The organism is Streptomyces sp. NBC_00158 (assembly GCF_045160885.1).
Lineage (GTDB): Bacteria > Actinomycetota > Actinomycetes > Streptomycetales > Streptomycetaceae > Streptomyces.
On record NZ_CP108161.1, the window covers coordinates 6796434 to 6815176 of the forward strand.

At 73.8% G+C, this 18743-nt stretch carries 16 protein-coding genes; 13 read left to right on the forward strand and 3 right to left on the reverse strand.

Going from position 1 to position 18743, the window contains the following annotated elements; genetic code table 11:
* Positions 1-794: 794 nt before the first annotated feature.
* Positions 795-1955 carry a methyltransferase domain-containing protein gene (locus OG553_RS31150; RefSeq protein ID WP_405982174.1) on the reverse strand — a complete coding sequence of 387 codons (1161 nt, stop codon included), beginning with the start codon at positions 1953-1955 and terminating at the stop codon, positions 795-797.
* A gap of 276 nt (positions 1956-2231) precedes the next feature.
* Here OG553_RS31150 and OG553_RS31155 point away from each other — a divergent pair, with 276 nt between their 5' ends.
* Complete coding sequence (locus OG553_RS31155; protein WP_405982175.1) at positions 2232-2651, forward strand: molybdopterin-binding protein; 420 nt, start codon at positions 2232-2234, stop codon at positions 2649-2651.
* A gap of 32 nt (positions 2652-2683) precedes the next feature.
* Here the strand turns inward: OG553_RS31155 and OG553_RS31160 are convergent, their stop codons facing one another.
* Positions 2684-4045 carry a phosphatase PAP2 family protein gene (locus OG553_RS31160; protein WP_405982176.1) on the reverse strand — a complete coding sequence of 454 codons (1362 nt, stop codon included), beginning with the start codon at positions 4043-4045 and terminating at the stop codon, positions 2684-2686.
* A gap of 137 nt (positions 4046-4182) precedes the next feature.
* Here OG553_RS31160 and OG553_RS31165 point away from each other — a divergent pair, with 137 nt between their 5' ends.
* The 9 genes from OG553_RS31165 to OG553_RS31205 all read left to right on the forward strand — a co-directional run bounded on the left by OG553_RS31165 (position 4183) and on the right by OG553_RS31205 (position 12959).
* Positions 4183-5025: a DUF2182 domain-containing protein gene (locus OG553_RS31165; protein ID WP_405982177.1), complete on the forward strand. Its 843-nt coding sequence runs from the start codon at positions 4183-4185 to the stop codon at positions 5023-5025.
* A 96-nt stretch (positions 5026-5121) separates the two neighbouring features.
* Positions 5122-5790, forward strand: coding sequence for a DUF1326 domain-containing protein (locus OG553_RS31170; RefSeq protein ID WP_405982178.1), 669 nt, complete (start codon positions 5122-5124; stop codon positions 5788-5790).
* Positions 5791-6097: 307 nt separating this feature from the next.
* Positions 6098-6928, forward strand: coding sequence for a class II aldolase/adducin family protein (locus OG553_RS31175; RefSeq protein WP_405982179.1), 831 nt, complete (start codon positions 6098-6100; stop codon positions 6926-6928).
* A 52-nt stretch (positions 6929-6980) separates the two neighbouring features.
* Positions 6981-7982, forward strand: a complete 1002-nt coding sequence (locus OG553_RS31180) for an ABC transporter permease (protein WP_405982180.1) — start codon at positions 6981-6983, stop codon at positions 7980-7982.
* A gap of 44 nt (positions 7983-8026) precedes the next feature.
* Positions 8027-9583, forward strand: coding sequence for an FAD/NAD(P)-binding protein (locus OG553_RS31185; RefSeq protein ID WP_405982181.1), 1557 nt, complete (start codon positions 8027-8029; stop codon positions 9581-9583).
* Entirely contained in the window at positions 9580-10032 is a 453-nt protein-coding gene (locus OG553_RS31190) for a tyrosinase family oxidase copper chaperone (protein ID WP_405982182.1), read from the forward strand. Before OG553_RS31185 ends, OG553_RS31190 begins: the two co-directional genes overlap by 4 nt.
* 39 nt (positions 10033-10071) lie before the next feature.
* The gene (locus tag OG553_RS31195) at positions 10072-10938 is read left to right on the forward strand and encodes a tyrosinase family protein (protein ID WP_405982183.1); all 867 of its coding nucleotides are present in this window, start codon (positions 10072-10074) and stop codon (positions 10936-10938) included.
* A gap of 74 nt (positions 10939-11012) precedes the next feature.
* A complete protein-coding gene (locus tag OG553_RS31200; RefSeq protein WP_405982184.1) occupies positions 11013-11477 on the forward strand; it encodes a MoaF-related domain-containing protein in 465 nt (154 codons plus the stop codon).
* 72 nt (positions 11478-11549) lie between these two features.
* Entirely contained in the window at positions 11550-12959 is a 1410-nt protein-coding gene (locus OG553_RS31205; protein ID WP_405982185.1) for an amino acid permease, read from the forward strand.
* Positions 12960-13021: 62 nt separating this feature from the next.
* Here OG553_RS31205 and OG553_RS31210 read toward each other — a convergent pair whose 3' ends face one another.
* Complete coding sequence (locus tag OG553_RS31210; protein WP_405982186.1) at positions 13022-13888, reverse strand: LuxR C-terminal-related transcriptional regulator; 867 nt, start codon at positions 13886-13888, stop codon at positions 13022-13024.
* Between the two features lie 257 nt (positions 13889-14145).
* Here OG553_RS31210 and OG553_RS31215 point away from each other — a divergent pair, with 257 nt between their 5' ends.
* The 3 genes from OG553_RS31215 (at position 14146) to OG553_RS31225 (ending at position 18598) form a co-directional block, all read left to right on the forward strand.
* Positions 14146-14526, forward strand: coding sequence for an SgcJ/EcaC family oxidoreductase (locus tag OG553_RS31215; RefSeq protein WP_405982187.1), 381 nt, complete (start codon positions 14146-14148; stop codon positions 14524-14526).
* 242 nt (positions 14527-14768) lie between these two features.
* Positions 14769-17009 (forward strand): protein kinase domain-containing protein, encoded by a 2241-nt coding sequence (locus tag OG553_RS31220; RefSeq protein WP_405982188.1) that lies wholly within the window; start codon positions 14769-14771, stop codon positions 17007-17009.
* Positions 17006-18598 (forward strand): phytoene desaturase family protein, encoded by a 1593-nt coding sequence (locus OG553_RS31225; RefSeq protein ID WP_405982189.1) that lies wholly within the window; start codon positions 17006-17008, stop codon positions 18596-18598. The genes OG553_RS31220 and OG553_RS31225 overlap by 4 nt, the downstream gene beginning before the upstream one ends.
* Positions 18599-18743: the final 145 nt, after the last annotated feature.

Consider the following 18743-nt stretch of genomic DNA (forward strand, 5'->3'; position numbering starts at 1 on the left):
CGACCGACCGGACATCGGTGGACGAGAGGTGCCAGGTCGGCTGAGCTGCCGGCCGCGGCCGCGGGGGCAAGGCCGGCCCGCCGGTCCACTCCGGGCCGCGTGCCTGAACCTGTCACCCGAACCTGCACCAGACCCGTCCGCTGCCAAAAGGAGGAGCTCCTCCTCGAAGCTCTCGAAGCCATGGTGGCGGCCAGTGCTGACCAGATAGCCAAGGCCCGGACGATGCCACTGATCGGTACGCCAAGTGAAGCGGCGCACGGGAACGCTGGAGGTCATGTCGACCTCGCAGCGCAGACTGGCTCGCGATCGAGGAGCAGGGTCTGAGGAGCCACGTCTCCGCTTTGCATGCCATGAGTGCGGTGGAAATTGCGAGGAGCATCGTGATTGTCTTCTGACCTTCGCAACTCGTCTCATCACACCGAGAAGTGAGTGGCCCGGCCTGTGGTAGGTGCCCCGGCAGCCTTGGGGGAGCACTTCAGGGAGGCGTTTCGACGGGTGTCTTTGAGGGTTCAGCCCCGCAGCGGCTGACCGCGAACGGCCGAGGGCGGAGGGCTCCGCGGTGCGCACTGTCGGCAGCCGCGTCGGTGATCAAGGCACCGCGGACGCGCTTTCGAGGGAATGATCCAGCGGCAGTCCGGGAAGGAGTCGGGAGCTACGAAGTGGGCGAGTGCGCATTTTGCGGCTGTGTGTACCGATGTGCCAAGAACCCTCGGTAGACAGCGCCACCTGGTGCCGAAACTGGTTGGCATAAGTACAGGTCAATCGGATGGGCTGGGGACATCTAGCGGCTGTGGTCACAGGGCCCGCGCCAGGAAGTGGCCGGGGGCGTCCTCGTACTCGGCCAGGGACCAGCCGGTGGCCCCGAGTGCGGCCGCCAGGTTGGGCTCCGCCAGCAGGTCCCGGGAATCGGGCGCGCGGCCGTGCCGGGCCGCCCGCTCGGCCCGGCCCGAGGGGTGGAACAGCAGCAGGGTGCCGCCCGGGGCGCTGACGCGGGCCCACTCGCGCAGGGCGGTCAGCGGGTCGGGCAGGTGGTCCAGGAGTCCCGCGCTGAAGATGCCGTCCAGGCAGCCGCCGGGGAGCGGGAGCCGGGTGCAGTCGGCGGCGAGCAGGCTCCCGTGGCGCGACCGGCCGTGCCGGGCGGCGGCCCCGAGCATGGCCGGGGTGACGTCGACGCCGAGGACGCTGCCGGTCTCCCCGACGTGGGCGCGCAGCGCGGGCATGGCCCGGCCGGTGCCGCAGCCGAGGTCGGCGGCCCGCCCGCCCGGCTCCGGCCGCATCCGGGCGACGGCGGCCGCGTAGGCCGGGGCCTGGTGGGCGAAGCGCTCTTCCCAGGCCTCCGCCCGGTGGGTGAAGAAGGCCCGGGTGGCGGTGTGCTCGGCGCGGACGGCCGCCAGCGCGGAGAACCTGCCGATCGTCCGCCGACACCAGGGCGCGAGGCTCTCGTCCCCGAGCCGGAGGTCCACGCCCCAGGCGCTGCCGCCGACGCGGAAGGCGTGCGTGGTGTGCAGGTCGCAGGAGACCAGGGCCACGGCCTCGGACGGCAGCTCGCGGAAGCCGGCGACGGGCCGGGGGCCGCAGGCCGGCGGGGCCGCTTCCGCCAGCAGGGGGTCGCCGCCGGCGGCCGGGGTGTACCCGGTCCGGCCGCATCCGCCCGGTTCCTCGCGCGCCGCCCGGTCCGCGGATCCGGCCGCCACGGCCAGTACGCGCGCCCCGGCGCCCGCCGCCAGTACGGGAACTCCGGCGGCGAGGGCGCCCCGGAGCAGGGAGACGCCGGCCGCGCCGGTGCCGGGGCCGCCCAGGACGATCAGTGCCTCGATGCCCGTGAGGTCCGCGGGCGGCGCCTCGTCGGCCCAGAGCCGGACCGTGCGCGTGCTCAGCCCGGCCGTGGTGACCGCGCCGCCGATGGCCGACGCCAGGTCGCCCTGGGGCGCGTACTCAAGGACGGCGACGGGCACTCTGACTCCTCAGAACCGAGCCACTTCGGCGGAATCAAGTGGCATCCACGCAAGGATGCCCGGTTCCGTGGCGCATATGCGAGGTGTGTCCCGAGGGCTGAGATCAATACGGGGACCTGAGCCCCGCGGTTCGGATCCGCAACCCGTAAGGCCCCATCCGACTGGCGGATGCGATGTGCCTGCGCAAGGGTGCGGGAAACGTGCCCTACTGTCGGAGAAAGCCCAGGTCACAGCAGGTGCACGGGCCAAGAACGAGTCTTTTGTGAGGCGTTTCCCATGAGCATGAGCATCCGCAACCAGATCCCCGGCACGGTCACGGCCGTCGCCACCGGTGAGGCGATGGCGACGGTGCGGGTACGCCTGGCGGGCGGTCAGGACGTCACCGCCGCGATCACCGCCGACGCCGTCAAGGACCTCGGCCTCGCCGAGGGCTCCGCGGTGAAGGCGCTCGTGAAGGCCACCGAGGTGGCCCTCGCCACCGGCCCGGTGGCGAACATCTCGATCCGCAACCAGCTCGCGGGCACCGTCACCGAGGTCGCGACCGGCGGCGCCATGGGCTCCGTCAAGGTGACCGTCGAGGGCGGGGAGCTCACCGCGGCCATCACCAAGGACGCCGTCGACGCCCTCGGCCTGGCCGCCGGCAGCTCCGTCGTCGCGCTGATCAAGTCGACCGAGATCTCGCTCGCCGCCGCCTGACCGGCCCGGGGACGGCCCCGCGGAGGGCCGTGTCAGACCAGCTCGGGTGCCGGCTCGCGCCGCTGGGCCGGCACCCGGGCCGGCCCCGGCTGCCGGTCCCACAGCCGGGTGGTCCGTACGTAGCCGTAGACGACCGAGGCCGTGGCCAGCAGGAGGAGGGGCCCGAACGCCCACGGGTGGCCGGCCATCTCCACCGGCAGGAAGCGGTACGACAGCAGCAGTGCGGTGAAGACCGTGGTGCCGTGGACGACGAGCAGGGTGGCCCGCCGGTCCCAGCCGCGGGCGAGCGCGCGCAGCGCCGCCTCGATCGTGAGGGTGAACACCACGCCGGAGATGATGTCCGCGCCGTAGTGGTAGCCGAAGCCGAGCGTCGCGCCGAGCGTGGCGACCAGCCAGAACGCGCCGAGGAAGCGCAGGGCGCGGGGGCCCTTGCGGGAGTGGATGAAGATCGCGGTGGCCCAGGCCGTGTGCAGGCTGGGCATGCAGTTGCGCGGGGTGAACTCGTCGAAGGGCATCGGCTGCGGGACGCCGAGGGGCGGCGCGGTGTGCGGCCACAGATCGGCCAGCGCCCACTGCCCGCCGTCGGCGCCGTAGGCGAAGATCGGCCCGACCACCGGGAAGGCCATGTAGATGCCAGGCCCGAGCAGGCCGACGACCAGGAACGTGCGCACCAGGTGGTGGGCCGGGAAGCGGCGCTCGGACGCCACGTTGCGCAGCTGGTACAGGGCGACGAGGACGGCGCCCACCGCGAGCTGGATGTAGACCCATTCCAGGACGTGGTGGCCGACGGTGCCGGTGGCCTCCACGATCCGGCCGGCCACCCACGAGGGGTTGCCGAGCGCGTGGTCGGCGGTCGCCACGTACTGGTCGAGGACCATGGGGCGGGTCTTCGACGTGATCAGCAGCCAGGTGTAGCCGGTCTTGCGGCCGGCGACCAGCAGCAGGGCCAGGGCGACGCCCTTCAGCAGCAGCGCGCGTTCCGCTCCGGTGCGGCGCACGAGGGCGAAGACGCCGCAGCCCAGGGTCACCCACAGGGCGCCGCTGCCGACCATGTTCTCGGCACCGACCGCCGACCTCACGAGCCAGAAGACCAGGTCGAGGCCGACCGCGGCGCCGAGCGCGACGAACCGCTCCCGCCAGGTGAGCACGACCATCATCAACGCCATGCTCGCGTACAGCACGGTGCCCGACCGGGGGGCGAAGACGGCCTCCCGCGCCTGGCTGACGATCGGACCCGCCACGCCGTAGTGGCGCGCGGCGATCTCCAGGGCGACGAGGAACCCGAGGCCGGTCAGGCCCACGGCCGCCCACAGGAGGACGCCTGGCCGGCGCAGGATCCCGGACGCGGTCGCGGTGCTCGTGCGCGGAAGCGCTCGTGGTTCCTCAGGTATCAATTTTCAGCCGATGTTCATATTTCAACCGGTCAGTGTTGGCTCGAACATGTTAGCTGAGGGGGCCTGGATCGCCGGGCCGCCGGTTCTGTGCTGAGCTGGAGGGGTCCTCGGGCCACCGCGCCCCCGGGAGGCGCACCATGCCGCACCCGCGCCCCGGCGCGACCGCGCCGGCCCCGCCCGCCGTCCTGCTGCCCCGGCGCGAGCTGGCGGCCGGCTGGACGCTGATGGTGCTGATCGCCGTACTCGCCTGGGCGGTCACCGTCGGCCAGTCCCGGCGGATGCCCGTGGGGAGCGGAACCATGGGCCTGGCGCCGCCGCTCTTCCTGGCGCTGTGGGTGGTCATGATGGCGGCGATGATGCTGCCGTCGGTGGCGCCCGTGGCCATCACCTGGGTCCGCGCGATCGGCCGCCACTCGGCGGGCCCCGCCCGGGTGCTGCGCACCACCGCCTTCGTGAGCGGCTACCTGCTGGCCTGGACCGCCTTCGGACTGCTGGTCTACGGGGTGCTGGCGGTGACCGGGCGCCTGGTCGGCGGCAGCCCCGGCGTCGCGCGCTGGATCGGCGCCGGGGCCTTCCTCCTCGCCGGGCTCCAGCAGTTCGGACCGCTGAAGCGGGTCTGCCTGCGGCACTGCCGCAACCCGATGTTCCAGCTCGCCCGGTACGCGCGCTACCGGCGGTGGGCGAAGGACCTGCGGGTCGGCGCCCACCACGGCCTCTACTGCGTCGGCTGCTGCTGGGGCCTGATGATCGTGCTGGTCCCGCTCGGAGTGATGAACCTGGCCGCGATGGCGGCCGTGGCCGTGGTGATCTTCCTGGAGAAGCTCTGGAGCCGGGGCCCCTGGCTGGCCCGGGCCGTCGGCATCGCCTTCCTCGTCCTCGCGGTCCTCGCCCCCTTCCAGGAGTGGCTGCTCCCCGGCCTCCAGGACGCGCCGATGGGCGACATGGACCCGATGGGGGACATGGGAGGAGAATCGAGCTGATGGCCCGCGCCGCCGACCGCCCCGGCGATGTCCGCCGGGGAACCGCCGGCCATGTGCGTCCCGCCGCGCGGCGCGGGGTCACGTGGAGGCGATGAGATGTCCGAGACCACAGCCACAGCCACCGTCCCGGCATGGCACGCGGCCGGGGACTGGTTCGACACGTGCAGGTGCGACGTCCCCTGCCCCTGTTCCTTCGCCCAGCGGCCCACCTACGGCGAATGCGACGGGGTCCTCGCCTGGCACATCCGCGAGGGCAACTACGGCGAGGTGGTGCTGGACGGCCTGAACGTCCTGATGCTCGGTTCCTTCGTCGGGAACGTGTGGGCGGAGCACAGCGACACCTACGCGGCGGTCTTCCTCGACGAACGTGCCGACGACGGCCAGCGCCAGGCGCTCCAGATGATCTTCGGGGGCCAGGCGGGCAGCTGGCCCGCCGAGATGGTGGCCATGATGAACGCGGAGATGCGGGGCATGGACTTCGCGCCGATCCACATCGAGGTCGACGAGGACCTCGGCGGCTGGCGGGCCACCGTCCCCGGCCGGGTCGAGGCCGCCGCGACGGCCCTCACCGGCCCCACCACCCCGGAGGGCGCACGGGTCCAGTCCACGAACCTGCCCGGCTGCGAGACCGGACCGGGGCAGGTCGCCACCTGGGGCCGCGCCACCGCGGACCGCGCCGACGCCTTCGGCTTCCACTGGAGCAGGGAAGGCCAGTCCAGCAAGCACATCACCTTCGACTGGACCGGCCCCGACGGGCCGGCCTGACCCCGGCGCCGGCCCCGGCGCGGACCACCGATGGGTGGTCTGTGCCGCTATGCCCGTAATCAGGCCCGCTGCGCAAAGGTGAAACGCACGCTTATGAAGCCGTGCGGAGCCGCTGGAGGCCGAAAAAACACCCCTCCGTGGGACAGGATTCAGGTGCAGGAGCTGACGCCCTCCCGGCCGTAACACCCCGACTGACCAGGGGTTTCGGCGCAATCCCCCCTACCCGCAGCGGGCTTCGCGCTGCCCTGGCGCGGGTGGGGGAGACGGGGACGGGCGGGCCCGAATCCGACCTTCCAGGAGATCCGACGTGTCCACCACCGCACCCGAAGCCATCGCACCCGAGACCACCGCACCCGAGGCCTTCCTCGCCGACACCCACACCGGCCTGCCGATCCCGGCCGACCCGGTGTTCGCCTCCGCCGACGACGAGCGCCGCCACCGCAAGCAGCGACTGGCCGCCGCCATGCGCCTGTTCGGCAAGGCGGGCTACGCCGAGGGGATCTCCGGCCACATCTCGGTCCGCGACCCCGAGGACCTGGACACCTTCTGGGTCAACCCGTTCGGCGTCTCCTTCAACCGCGTCCGGGTGGCCGACCTGATCCGCGTCGACGCGGCCGGCCGCGTCGTCGACGGCACCGGCAAGGTCAACCCGAGCGCCTTCACCATCCACTCCAAGATCCACGAGCGCCCCGAGGCCAACGCCATCGCGCACGGCCACACCGTCCACGCCCGCGCCCTCGGCGCCCTGGAACGCCTCCTGGAGCCCTACGACCAGGAATCCGCCGCCTTCTACCAGGACCAGGTGCTGTACGGGGACTACGACGGCCCGGCCATCAAGATCGAGCACGGCCAGGACATCGCCGACCGCCTCGGCGCCAAGCGCGCCATGCTGCTGCGCCACCACGGCCTGATCACCGTCGGCGGCTCCCTGGAAGAGGCCGTCCACTGGTTCTTCACCTACGAGAGCTGCGCCCAGGTCCAGCTGCTCGCCCTCTCCGCCGGGCGCCCCGTCCCGATGTCCCACGAGCAGGCCCTGCTGGCCCGCGACGGCTTCGGCGACGAACAGCTCGGCCGCTACAGCTTCCAGATCATGTGGGACGAGATCACGGCCGAACAGCCGGACCTGCTCGACGAGTAGGACCGCCCGCGCCCCCACGCCCCCCGGCCGCACCGGATCCCAGGAAGCAGTCATGAGCTCAACCGCCTCACCGCGCGCGGAAGCGCGCACCATCCTCGTCATCGTCGCGATCGTGCAGTTCGTGATCGGCGGCTGGTTCTCCTGGTCGGCGTCCCACGCCGCACCCCGGGACCTGCCCGTGCTCGTCGTGGCCGCACCCGGCGCCCCGCAGGGCGCCGGACAGCTCGCCGACCGGCTCCGCGAAGCCGCCCCCGGCGCCTACGCGATCGAGACCGCCGCCGGAGTGGAGGAGGCCGACGCCGCCCTGCGCGACCGCAAGGCGTACGGGGCCCTGCTGCCCACCGCCGGCGGACTCGAACTGCGCCTGGCCTCGGCCGCCTCGCCCACCGTCGCCCAGACGCTCACCGGGCAGGCGCAGGAACTCGCCGGCGGCCCCGTGCTCGTCACCGACGTGGTGCCCGCCGACTCCGACGACCCGCACGGCGCCGGCCTGACCATGGGCTTCCTGCCCCTGCTGATCACCGCCGTGATCGCCGCCCTGCTCTTCGTCCTCAAGGTGCGCGCCGCCGGCGCCAAGTTCCTCGGCGTCATCGGCTTCGCCATCGCCTCCGGCCTCCTCAGCTCCCTCATGCTGACGCACCTCAGCGGAGTGGCACCCGGCAACTACTTCGTCAACGCCGCGATCGTGGCCCTGCTCGAACTGGCCATGGTCTCCGTCATCACCGGCCTCGGCTCGCTCGTCGGCCCGCCCGGCATAGCCGTCGGCGCCGTCCTGATGTTCGTCGTGGGCAACCCGCTCTCCGGACTGGCCTCGGCCCCCGAGATGCTGCCCCAGCCGCTGGGCGCCATCGGCCAGTTCCTCCCGGCCGGCGCCGCGGCCACCCTGCTGCGCACCTCCGGCCCCTTCGACGGCGCCGGCGCGGCAGGACCGGTCCTGGTGCTCGCCGTCTGGGCGCTGATCGGCCTCGGCCTGCTCTACGCGAGCTCCCGCCGCCGCCCCGCGGCCGCGCCCGCGGCCCCCGCCGCCGAGCCCCAGCCCGCCGCCGCGCACTGACGGGCCGGCCCCTCTCGCCGACTCCTCTCCACGAAAGGCCGACCATGACCACCGACACGAACGACCGCCCGCCGACGCGCATCGGCCTGGTCGGCGGAGGGGCCGCGGCCGTCTGCCTGCTGGACCGGCTCTCCCGCACCCAGGGCCGCGGCCGGGGCTCGGTCACCGTCTTCGAACCCTCCGGCAACCTCTGGCGCGGCCGCGCCTACCAGCACGACGCCGACGCCGTCCTCGCCAACATCATCCCGGCCGAGATGAGCGCCCGCACCGGCGCCCCCGACGACTTCCTCGACTGGCTGCGCGCCTCCGGACTCCCCTACGGCCAGGGCGACTACGCCGCCGACGGCCACTTCCCGCCCCGCCACGTCTTCGGCTCCTACCTGGAACGCACCGCCGAGAACGCCGTCGGCGAACTCTCCCTCGGCGGCTGGCCCGTCGGCATCGTCCGCGACGCGGTCGTCGCCGCCCGCGAGGCCGGCGAGGAGGTCGTGCTGACCACCGGCGATGGCCGTACGCACACCTTCGACTACGTCATCTGCGCGGTCGGCGCCGGCCGTCCCGCCGACCACTACGAACTCGCCGGGAACACGGGCTACTTCGGCGACCCCTACCCGCTGCGCGACACGGTCGCCGCGATCCCCGCCGACGCGGACGTCACCGTCCTCGGCACCGGTCTCGCCGCCGTGGACACCGTGGTCTCCCTCGCCGCCCGCGGCCATCGCGGCCGGATCACCATGGCCTCCCGCAACGGCGCCCTCCCGGCCGTGCGCCAGCGGCCCGTCTTCCCCGAGATCCGGCACTTCACCCCCGCCGCCCTGCACGCCCGTGCCGCCGCCGGCCACGACGGCCGGCTCGGCCTGGACGACGTACTGGAGCTGCTGGAACGGGAGCTGGCCGAACACGGCGCCGATCCCTCCGCGGTGGTCGCCGAACTGACCTCCCTCGGCGGGGAACCCCCGATGGAGCGGCTGCGCCGCCAGTACGACCGCATCGACGAGGCCGACACCGGCATGCGGGTCATGCAGCACGCCGTCCCCGAGAGCGGCCCCGACGCCTGGACCCTGCTGCGCACCGCCGACCAGGACTTCATCCGGGAGCACCACTACCGGGCCGTGATGAGCCTGTGCTGCCCGATGCCCCCGGCCAACGCCCGCAAGCTGCTGGAACTGCACGCGAGCGGCGGGCTGCGCGTCCTGCGCGGCCTGTGGAACGTCAAGCCGCTGGACGGCGCCGGGTTCCACATCGCGGCCGACGGCGGCGAGTACGAGAGCGACGTCGTCGTCAACGCCGTCAGCGCGCCCTCCCACCGGGTCCCCGCCCAGGCCCGCCCGTTCGTCGACTCCCTCGTCGAGGACGGCATCGGCGAGTACCACCCCTACGGCGGCCTGCACATCGAGCCCTCCACCAGCCGGGCCGTGGGCGGCGGCCGGGCCCACCGCCGGATGCACGCCATCGGCGACATGGGCGCCGGGACGCTCTTCTTCACCTCCGGCATGCCCTCCGTCCTCGAACGGGCCGACGACATAGTCCGGGCGGTCGTCCAGGACATCACCGCCCCGGCCGCCGCCCCGGCCACCGCACCCCAGGAGCAGCACGCGTGAACACGATCACCCGCAGGGACATGATGCGGGCCGCCCTGACCACGGCCGTGGTCGTCGGCACCAGCGCCGCCGTGGCCCCGATCGTCCTGGCCGACCCCTCCCGCCCCGAGGCCCCCGCCGGGACCGGCACGGCCGCCGGACAGGGCCCGCTCCCGGGCTCCTTCGACGAGGTCTACCGGGGACGGCGCATCCAGGGCGGCCCGGTGGCCGTGAGCCAGGCCTCCGCCCGGACCGCGTCCGCCCGGACCGCTTCCGCCCCGGCCTCCGGGCCCGGCATCGAGATCAGCATCGACGGCCGCCCGCTGCACGTCATGCGCCGCGCCGACGGCAGCTACCTGAGCCTGGTCAACCACTACCAGTCCTTCCCCACGCCGCTGGAGGTGGCGCGGGCCGCGGTCGACGAGATCGGCACCGCCCAGCTCTCGACGGCCCGGCTGCACCACCACTGACGTCCCGACGGGCTTCGAAAGATCGAGGAACAAGCACACGTGTACACGCGCAAGAACCAGAAGGACCTGGACGCAGGCGAGCGCGCGAGGTTCGTCGCGGCCCTCCTGGAGGTCAAACGACGCGGCGTCTACGACGAGTTCGTCCGGCTGCACGGCCAGTACTTCGTCTCCGACGGCGAGGGCGGCCAGCGGGTGGGCCACATGTCCCCCTCCTTCTTCCCCTGGCACCGCCAGTACCTGCTGGAGTTCGAACGTGCCCTCCAGCAGGTGGACCCGAAGGTGACCCTGCCCTACTGGGACTGGACCACCGACCAGTCGCCCACCGCCGGCCCGTGGACCGACGACTTCCTCGGCGGCAACGGCCGCCCCGGCGACCACCGGGTGATGACGGGCCCGTTCGCCTTCGACCGGGGCGACTGGCCGGTCAACGTGGGCGTCACCGAGGAGAAGTACCTCATGCGCGACTTCGGCCGCCCCGCCGACCCGGTCGCCCTCCCCACGCCCGCCGAACTGGCGTGGGCGATCGACGACCCGGTCTACGACTCCGCCCCCTGGGACTCCACTTCCACCACCGCCGGCTTCCGCAACAAGGTCGAGGGCTGGACCGTCGGGGAGAAGGAGGGCTGGCACAACCACAACCGGGTCCACCTGTGGGTCGGCGGCCAGATGACCGGCGGGACCTCGCCCAACGACCCGGTCTTCTGGCTCCACCACACCTTCATCGACCTCATCTGGGCCCGCTGGCAGCGCGAGCACCCCGGCGCGGTCTACGAGCCCCGCCGGCCGCTGCCCGCCTCCGACCCCCAGCACGGCCGCGTCATCAGCCTCGACGAGCCGATGTCCCCGTGGCAGGTGCGGCCCTCGGAACTCCTCGACCACACCCGCTTCTACCAGTACGCGCAGTGACGCGCCCCGCGCGCCCGCTGCCCGCACCCCGGCACCACCGACGAACCCGTCACCACCACAGAGAAGGAACCGCCATGCGCCTCCGCACCACCGTCCCGGCCCTCGCCGCCGCCGCCCTCATCGCCCTCGCCGCCGCCCCCTCCGCCCAGGCGGCGGCCCCGGCCCCCGCCCCGGCCGGCACCCCGGTGGCCGCCGCCCCGGCGACCTCCTCCGTCCCCGCCTTCGCCGGCCACACGTACGTCCTGACGCTCGACAACGGCGCCGTCCTGCGCAACTCCTACTCCGCCGACGGCACCACCCTGGACTGGACCGCCCTGGAAGGCCCGATGGCCGGCCGCAGCGGCCAGGAGAAGCTCTCCGTCCGCGCCGTCGGCGAGGGCCTCTACTTCGTCAACTGGGTCGAGGCCTCCGGCATGACCGTCAGCCACGTCATGGACCTCGGCCACGGCACCGTCAGCGTCTACTGGACGTACGGCACCCCCGACGGCGGCCGCGCCGGAGAACTGCACACCGCGACGCTCCAGCGCGTCTCTTCTTGACCCGCACGGTGACGCGGGGCCGGCGCCACGGACGCCGGCCCCGCGCGCCTCTGCCCACGGGGGAAACCGCACATGCCCGCTCCACTCACCCAGACACCACGAACGCCCACGGCGCCCGCCCCCGCCGACGGGGAACTCGCGGGCGCCCTGCGCCCCCGCCACCTGACCATGCTGGCCCTCGGCGGCGTCATCGGAGCCGGGCTGTTCGTCGGCTCCGGCACCGGCCTGCGGATCGCGGGCCCGGCCATCATCCTGTCGTACGCCCTCGCCGCCACCCTGGCCCTGCTGGTCATGCGGATGCTCGGCGAGATGGCCGCCGCCATGCCCGCCAGCGGCTCGTTCTCCGTCTACGCGGAACGGGCCCTCGGCCGCTGGGCCGGCTTCACCGCGGGCTGGCTCTACTGGGCGGTGACCGTCATCGCGATCGCCATCGAGCTGATCGCCGCCGCGACGATCCTGCACCAGTGGATGCCGGCAGTACCGCAGTGGGCGATCGCCTTCGTGGCACTGGCCGTCTTCACCCAGTCCAACATGCTCTCGGTCTCCTCGTTCGGGGAGGCCGAGTTCTGGTTCGCGGGCATCAAGGTCGCCGCGATCATCGCCTTCCTCGCCCTCGGCGTCGCCGCCGTCTGCGGGGCCGTGCCCGGGGTCGAGGCGCCCGGGATGGACAACCTGACCGGCCGCGGCGGCTTCCTCCCACAGGGCTGGGACAGCGTCGTCGCCGGGCTGCTGACGGTGGTCTTCGCCTTCGGCGGCATGGAGGTGGTCACCATGGCCGCCGCCGAGTCCGGCGACCCCGCCCGCTCCGTCACCAAGGCGGTCAGCAGCGCGATCTGGCGGATCAGCCTCTTCTACCTCGGCTCGATGGCGGTCATCGTCACCCTGCTGCCCTGGGACGCGGCCACCCCCGGCCGCAGCCCGTACGTCGCCGTCCTCGACCGGCTCGGGATCCCCGGCGCCGGGCGGCTGATCGAGGTCGTCGTGCTCATCGCCCTGCTGTCCGCGATGAACGCCAACCTGTACGGCGCCTCCCGCATGGCCCACTCGCTCGCCGCCCGCGGCGAAGCCCCCAAGGCCCTGCTGCGCACCTCCTCCCGGGGCGCGCCGCGCCTGGCCGTCGCCGCGTCGGCGGCCTTCGGCTTCGTCGCGATCGCCCTCGACCACCGCTGGCCGGAGCGGATCCTGCCGTTCCTGGCGAAGGCCATGGGCGGTTCCATGCTGTACATGTGGCTGACCGTCGCGGCCGCCCATCTGGTGCTGCGCCGCCGGCTGGAGCGGGAGTCCCCGCACCTGCTGGTGGTGCGGATGCGAGGCTTCCCGTACCTGTCGTGGCTGGCGGCGGCCGGCATCGTGGCCGTGCTGGTGCTGATGGCCCTCGACCCGGAGGCGCGGGGCCAGCTCGGATGGTCGACCCTGCTGGTCCTGGTGCTGCTGGCGGTGGCCGGCGTACGGGCCCTGCGCGCACCCCGGAACCCGGGCTGACGCACGGCGGGCCCGGCCGGGAGGTTCCCGGCCGGGCGTGCGGGTGCTCGAAGGGGCGGGGGTCAGGCCGACAGCGGGCCGCAGTCCGTCTCGGTGTGCTCGTCCATGGGCAGCAGCCCGCTGGTGGCGATGAGGTAGCCGAGCTGGGCGCGGCTGCGGCTCTGCAGGGTGGCGGCGATCCGGCTCACGTGCGCGGCGACGGTCCGCCGGCTGGTGCCGAGCCGGCGGGCGATGGCCTCGTCCGTGTAGCCGGCCACCAGCAGGCGCATCACGGCCCGCTGGATCTCGTCCGCGATGTCGGGCTCCACGGTGCGGGAGGCGCCGGGGTCGATGGTCGAACCCCGTTCCCAGGCCTCCTCGAAGACCTGCACGAGGAAGGAGACGATGGAGGGCTGCCTGATCTCCAGTACCGAGGTCCGGGCCTCGCCGGGACCCGGGACGTAGGCGACGGCCCGGTCGATGACGATGAGGCGGTCGAAGACGTGGTCGAGGGTGCGGACCTCGCAGCCGGCCTCGGTGAGCCGCTCGATGTGGCGCAGCGTGGCCGCGTGGGTCCGGACCGCGTGCGGGTAGAGGGTGCGGTGCCGGGCGGTGCCGCGGACGTGTTCGAGCTCGTCCAGGTCGTAGGAGACGCGCGCGCCGCCCGGCTGTACGGTCATCAGCTCCTCCCGGCACTCGCGGACCGCGTGCGCCAGCGTGGAGTGGACCACCCTCTCCCCGTCGATCGCGGTGGCCCAGCCGGTGTGTTCGCGTTTGGCGGCGGTGTAGATGGCGGCCACCGGTACGAAGCTGCCCGCGATGGCGTGCGCGTCCAGCCGCTGCTTCTCCAGCGACTGCTCGATGGGCCGGACCAGTTCGGCCTTGGCCACGTCCGGCGCCACGGGCACGAGGACGGTCGGGTCGTCCGGCGGGGCGACGAGCAGCCCCATCCGCAGGAGACAGGCGGGTGCCCCCTCCCTGGGCGTGCACCCCTTCACCACGGCCTTGCGGTAGACGGTCAGGCCCTCACCGCATACGCCGCCCCCCTCTGCAGAGTCGTCACGTTCACAACATTCCCCCGGGTACTGACTTGCATGATCCTGCATGACCTAATTATGCACTTGGAAAAGTAGCCGGTATCGGTACTTAGGCTGCCAACATGGTGTCTTAACAAGGTATTGACCATGGAACCGGAGGTAGCGGGCGCATGTCGAACGGATACGGGGTACTGGCGGACATCCTGGAGGAGTGGCGTACGGCCTTCGACGCCCGCCGCGTGGACGACGTCGTCGCCCTCTTCGCCGAGGACGCCCTCTTCCAGGGACTCTCCCCCCGGTTGCTGAACGGCCGCGCGGAGATACGGACCTACTACGAGAACGTCCCGCCCGGCACCACCGCCGCCGTGGAGGTCCTGCACTCCCGCCCCCTCGCCGCCGAGGCCCTCGCCGGGTTCGCCACCGTCACCTTCCGGACACCCACCCCCCAGGACCCCGCCGGCGCCCCGCTCCCCGTCCGCCTCTCGGTCATCGCCCAGCACACCGGGGCCGGTTGGCGGATCCGCCAGTACCACGTCTCACGGCTGGGCTGACCCCCGCCGGGGCGGGAACCCCGGGGCCCGTCCGCGCCCACCCGCCGCCCGCGTCCCACGGGTCGCTCGCCGCACACCATTCCCGCAGGTCTACGCTGGCGGCTGCCTCCAGGTCACATCTTGAAAGCGATGCGCCGACCGGGGCCCGGCAGTCGCCCTTCCGCGTACACACTGCGAAAATCAGCGGCCATACTGGACCGGCCGGGGAGGGCGCGGCACGACGACGGGGGCGGCTTTAAGACATGGCGGAGTCCAGACTGATCCAGGGCCGGTACCGGTCACTCGATCTGATCGGGCGCGGCGGCATGGGCGAGGTGTGGCGCGCCCGCGACGAGTCGCTGGGCCGGCAGGTCGCCGTGAAGTGCCTCAAGCCGGTCGGCGCCGAACAGGACGCCCACTTCACCCAGGTCCTGCGCGAGCGCTTCCGGCGCGAGGCGCGGGTCGCCGCCTCGCTCCAGCACCGGGGCGTCACCGTCGTGCACGACTTCGGCGACGACAGCGCCTCCGGCGGCCCCCTCTACCTGGTCATGGAACTCCTGGAGGGCCGCAACCTCAGCCAGCTCATGGAGGAGAACGAGGCGCGCCCGCTCCCCGTCGACGTGGTCCTCGACATCGCCGAGCAGATGGCCGCCGCCCTCGGCTACACCCACGACCAGGGCGTCGTCCACCGGGACCTCAAGCCCGCCAACATCATGCGGCTCACCGACGGCACGGTGAAGATCTGCGACTTCGGCATCGCCCGCCTCGCCCACGACATCGGCTTCACCGCCAAGCTCACCGGCGGCGGCATGGCCATGGGCACCCCGCACTACATGTCGCCCGAGCAGATCGCGGGCGGCGAGGTCGACCACCGCAGCGACCTCTACTCCCTCGGCTGCGTCCTCTACGAGATCGCCACCGGAGCCCCGCCCTTCGACCTCGGCGACTCGTGGTCCGTGCTGGTCGGCCACCGCGACACCGCGCCCGTACCGCTGCGCGACCACCGGCCCGAGCTGCCCGGCTACTTCGAGCAGCTCGTGCTGGACCTGCTGGCCAAGCGGCCCGAGGACCGCCCCGGCGACGCCCGCCACCTGCACCGCCGCCTGGTCGAGGCCCGTTTCGGCCCCGGCGGGCGGCCCGCCGCGCAGCCCCCGCTGCCGGCCTGGGCCGAGGGGATGACCGCCGGGCGCAAGGCCGGGGTGGACGCCCGCCCCGCCAGCGGGGAGTGGGCCCTGCTGACCGGCTCCTGGACGGCGGCCCGCCCGGCCCCGGCCGCCGCCGGTTCCGGCCCGGGGCACGGCCCCGGCCCCTTCCCCGGCCCGGGGCACGGCCCCGGAGGTTGGGTCTCCGCCCAGGGGGACGTCCCTGGCGGTTCGGTCTCCGCCCAGGGGGACGTCCCTGGCGGCTCCGCCCCCGCCCGGGGGTACGTCCCCGGTGCCTTCCCCGCCTCCGGCGAACACCGCATCACCCGCCCCGCCCCCGCCGAGGACCCCCGGCTCACCGCCGCCTACGGCCTCGCGCTCGGCACCCCGCCCGCCGGGGAGCCCGACGAACTCGCCGCCGGGCACACCCGCGCGTTCGCCCTCAGCCGGGCCGGCCGGCCCGAGGAGGCCCTCGCCGTGTACGTGGCCGTCGCCCAGGGGCGGGCCCGGGTGCTCGGCCCCGACCACGCGGAGACCCTCGCCGCCTGCCAGGAGGAGGCGTACGAACTCGGCCGCCTCGGCCGGCACGGAGAGGCGTACGAGATGTACCGCGCGGTCCTCGCCGCCCGCGTCCGCACCGCCGGCCCGCTCCACCCCGACACCCTGCGCTGCCGCCACAGCCTCGCCTGCGCCCTGAGCGCCCTCGGCCGGCACGCCGAGGCCCACGCCACCGCCGCCGAGGTGGCGGCCGACCGCGCCGCCGTGCTCGGGCCCGAGCACGCCGACACCCTGCAGAGCCGCTACGAGGCCGCGTACTCCCTGGGCCGGCTCGGCCGCTGGCAGGAGGCGCTGACCGGCTTCCGCCAGGTCGCCGCCGCCCGGCACCGGGTGCTCGGCCGCGACCACCCCGACTCCCTCGCCGCCCGCTACGAGACCGGCATCGCGCTGGGCCGCACCGGCCGCTCCGCCGAGGCCCTCGACACGTTCCGCTCCCTGGTCCGCGACCGCACCCGGGCCTACGGAGCCCGCGACCCGGAGACCCTGCGCGCCCGGCACGTCCTCGGGGTCAACCTGGGCCGCCTCGAACGCTGGGAGGAGGCCGTCGCCGAGGCCCGCGAGGTCGGCCGGCTCCGCGCCGGGGTCCTCGGCGCCGAACACCCCGACACCCTGGTCAGCCGCCGGGAACTCGCCGTCGGTCTGGGCCGGCTCGGCCGCTGGGACGAGGCGCTGCCCATATACCGGGACCTGTCCGGCATCCGCGAACGCTCCCTCGGCGACGAGCACCCCGACACGGTCCTCGCCCACGCCGACGAGGCGCACTGTCTGGAGCGGCTCGGCCAGGTGTGCTACCAAGAGCCATGACCGCCAACTCAGGCTCCCGGGGCTTCGCGCAGGACGTGTACGACGCGGTGATCGTGGGAGGCGGCCACAACGGCCTCGTCGCCGCCGCCTACCTGGCCCGCGCCGGCCGCTCGGTGCTGGTCCTCGAACGGCTCGGCCACACCGGCGGGGCCGCCGTCTCCACCCGGCCCTTCGCGGGCGTCGACGCCCGCCTCTCGCGCTACTCCTACCTCGTCTCCCTGCTCCCCGCGAAGATCGTCCGCGACCTGGGGCTGCGGTTCGAGGTGCGCCGGCGCACGGTCTCCTCGTACACCCCCTACGAGCGCGGGGGCCGCCCCGGCGGTCTCCTCGTCGGCGGCGGCGAGGACCGCACCCGCGGGTCCTTCGCGGAACTGACCGGTTCCGACCGGGAGTACGAGGCCTGGCGGGCCTTCTACGGGACCACCGGCCGGCTCGCCCGCAAGGTCTTCCCCACCCTCACCGAACCGCTGCCCACCCGTACGGAACTGCGGGCCCGGATCGACGACGAGGAGGCCTGGCGGATGCTGTTCGAGGAGCCGCTCGGCCGGGCGGTGGAGCGGCGGTTCGCCGACGACCTGGTCCGGGGCGTGGTCCTCACCGACGGCCTGATCGGCACCTTCGCCGACGCCGACGACCCCTCACTCGTCCAGAACCGATGCTTCCTCTACCACGTCATCGGCGGCGGCACCGGCGACTGGGACGTGCCCGTGGGCGGCATGGGAGCCCTCACCGACGCGCTCGCCGGAGCCGCCCGGGCGGCCGGCGCGGAGATCGCCACCGGGCACGAGGCCCTGCGCATCCACACCGACGGAACCGCCCCCGCCGAGGTCACCTTCCGCACGGCGACCGGCGAGGGCGCCGTCGTCGGCCGGGACGTCCTGGTCAACGCCTCCCCGCGGGCCCTGGCCGAACTCCTCGGCGAGGACCCGGGCGACGCGGGCCCGGCCCCGGAGGGGGCCCAGTTCAAGGTGAACATGCTGCTGAGCCGGCTGCCCCGGCTGCGCGACGCCTCCGTCGACCCCCGCGAGGCCTTCGGCGGCACCTTCCACATCGCCGAGGGGTACGAGGAGCTCAGGCGCGCCCACGGTGAGGCGGCCGCGGGGGAACTGCCGTCCGTCCCGCCCTCGGAGATCTACTGCCACTCGCTGGCCGACCCCTCGATCCTCGGGCCGGAACTCGCCGGGCAGGGCTACCAGACGCTCACCCTCTTCGGGCTGCACACCCCGGCACGGCTCTTCGAGAAGGACAACCGGCAGGCCCGCGAGGTGCTGCTGACCGCCACCCTGGCCCAGCTGGACGCCCACCTGGACGAGCCGCTCACCGACTGCCTGGCCTTCGACGGGGACGGCCGCCCCTGCATCGAGGCCAAGACCCCGCCGGACCTGGAGCGCGAACTGCGGCTGCCCGGCGGGCACATCTTCCACCGGGACCTGTCCTGGCCCTACGCCGACGGGCAGGAGGCGGGCCGCTGGGGCGTGGAGACCGCCCACCGCAACGTCCTGCTGTGCGGCGCGGGGGCGGTCCGCGGCGGCGGGGTCAGCGGCATCCCGGGGCACAACGCGGCGATGGCGGTCCTGGAGCGCCGCTGAGCAGCCGTGCCCCGGCGCGGACCGGGGCTCCGTCAGCGGGCCCGTCAGCGGCCCCGTCGGGCGGGACCACCCCGTCAGGCGGGCCCTCGTCAGGCGGGCTCGATGACCACGACCGGGATCTCGCGGTCCGTCCTGGCCCGGTACT

What these genes read in the sequence shown, in the direction of transcription:
- OG553_RS31180 (WP_405982180.1), top strand. Translation starts at nt 6,981, where the DNA reads ATGAGCTCAACCGCCTCACCGCGCGCGGAAGCGCGCACCATCCTCGTC.
- OG553_RS31165 (WP_405982177.1), top strand. Translation starts at nt 4,183, where the DNA reads ATGCCGCACCCGCGCCCCGGCGCGACCGCGCCGGCCCCGCCCGCCGTC.
- OG553_RS31155 (WP_405982175.1), top strand. Translation starts at nt 2,232, where the DNA reads ATGAGCATGAGCATCCGCAACCAGATCCCCGGCACGGTCACGGCCGTC.
- OG553_RS31220 (WP_405982188.1), top strand. Translation starts at nt 14,769, where the DNA reads ATGGCGGAGTCCAGACTGATCCAGGGCCGGTACCGGTCACTCGATCTG.
- OG553_RS31205 (WP_405982185.1), top strand. Translation starts at nt 11,550, where the DNA reads ATGCCCGCTCCACTCACCCAGACACCACGAACGCCCACGGCGCCCGCC.
- OG553_RS31225 (WP_405982189.1), top strand. Translation starts at nt 17,006, where the DNA reads ATGACCGCCAACTCAGGCTCCCGGGGCTTCGCGCAGGACGTGTACGAC.
- OG553_RS31170 (WP_405982178.1), top strand. Translation starts at nt 5,122, where the DNA reads ATGTCCGAGACCACAGCCACAGCCACCGTCCCGGCATGGCACGCGGCC.
- OG553_RS31185 (WP_405982181.1), top strand. Translation starts at nt 8,027, where the DNA reads ATGACCACCGACACGAACGACCGCCCGCCGACGCGCATCGGCCTGGTC.
- OG553_RS31200 (WP_405982184.1), top strand. Translation starts at nt 11,013, where the DNA reads ATGCGCCTCCGCACCACCGTCCCGGCCCTCGCCGCCGCCGCCCTCATC.
- OG553_RS31210 (WP_405982186.1), bottom strand. Translation starts at nt 13,888, where the DNA reads ATGGGGCTGCTCGTCGCCCCGCCGGACGACCCGACCGTCCTCGTGCCC.
- OG553_RS31215 (WP_405982187.1), top strand. Translation starts at nt 14,146, where the DNA reads ATGTCGAACGGATACGGGGTACTGGCGGACATCCTGGAGGAGTGGCGT.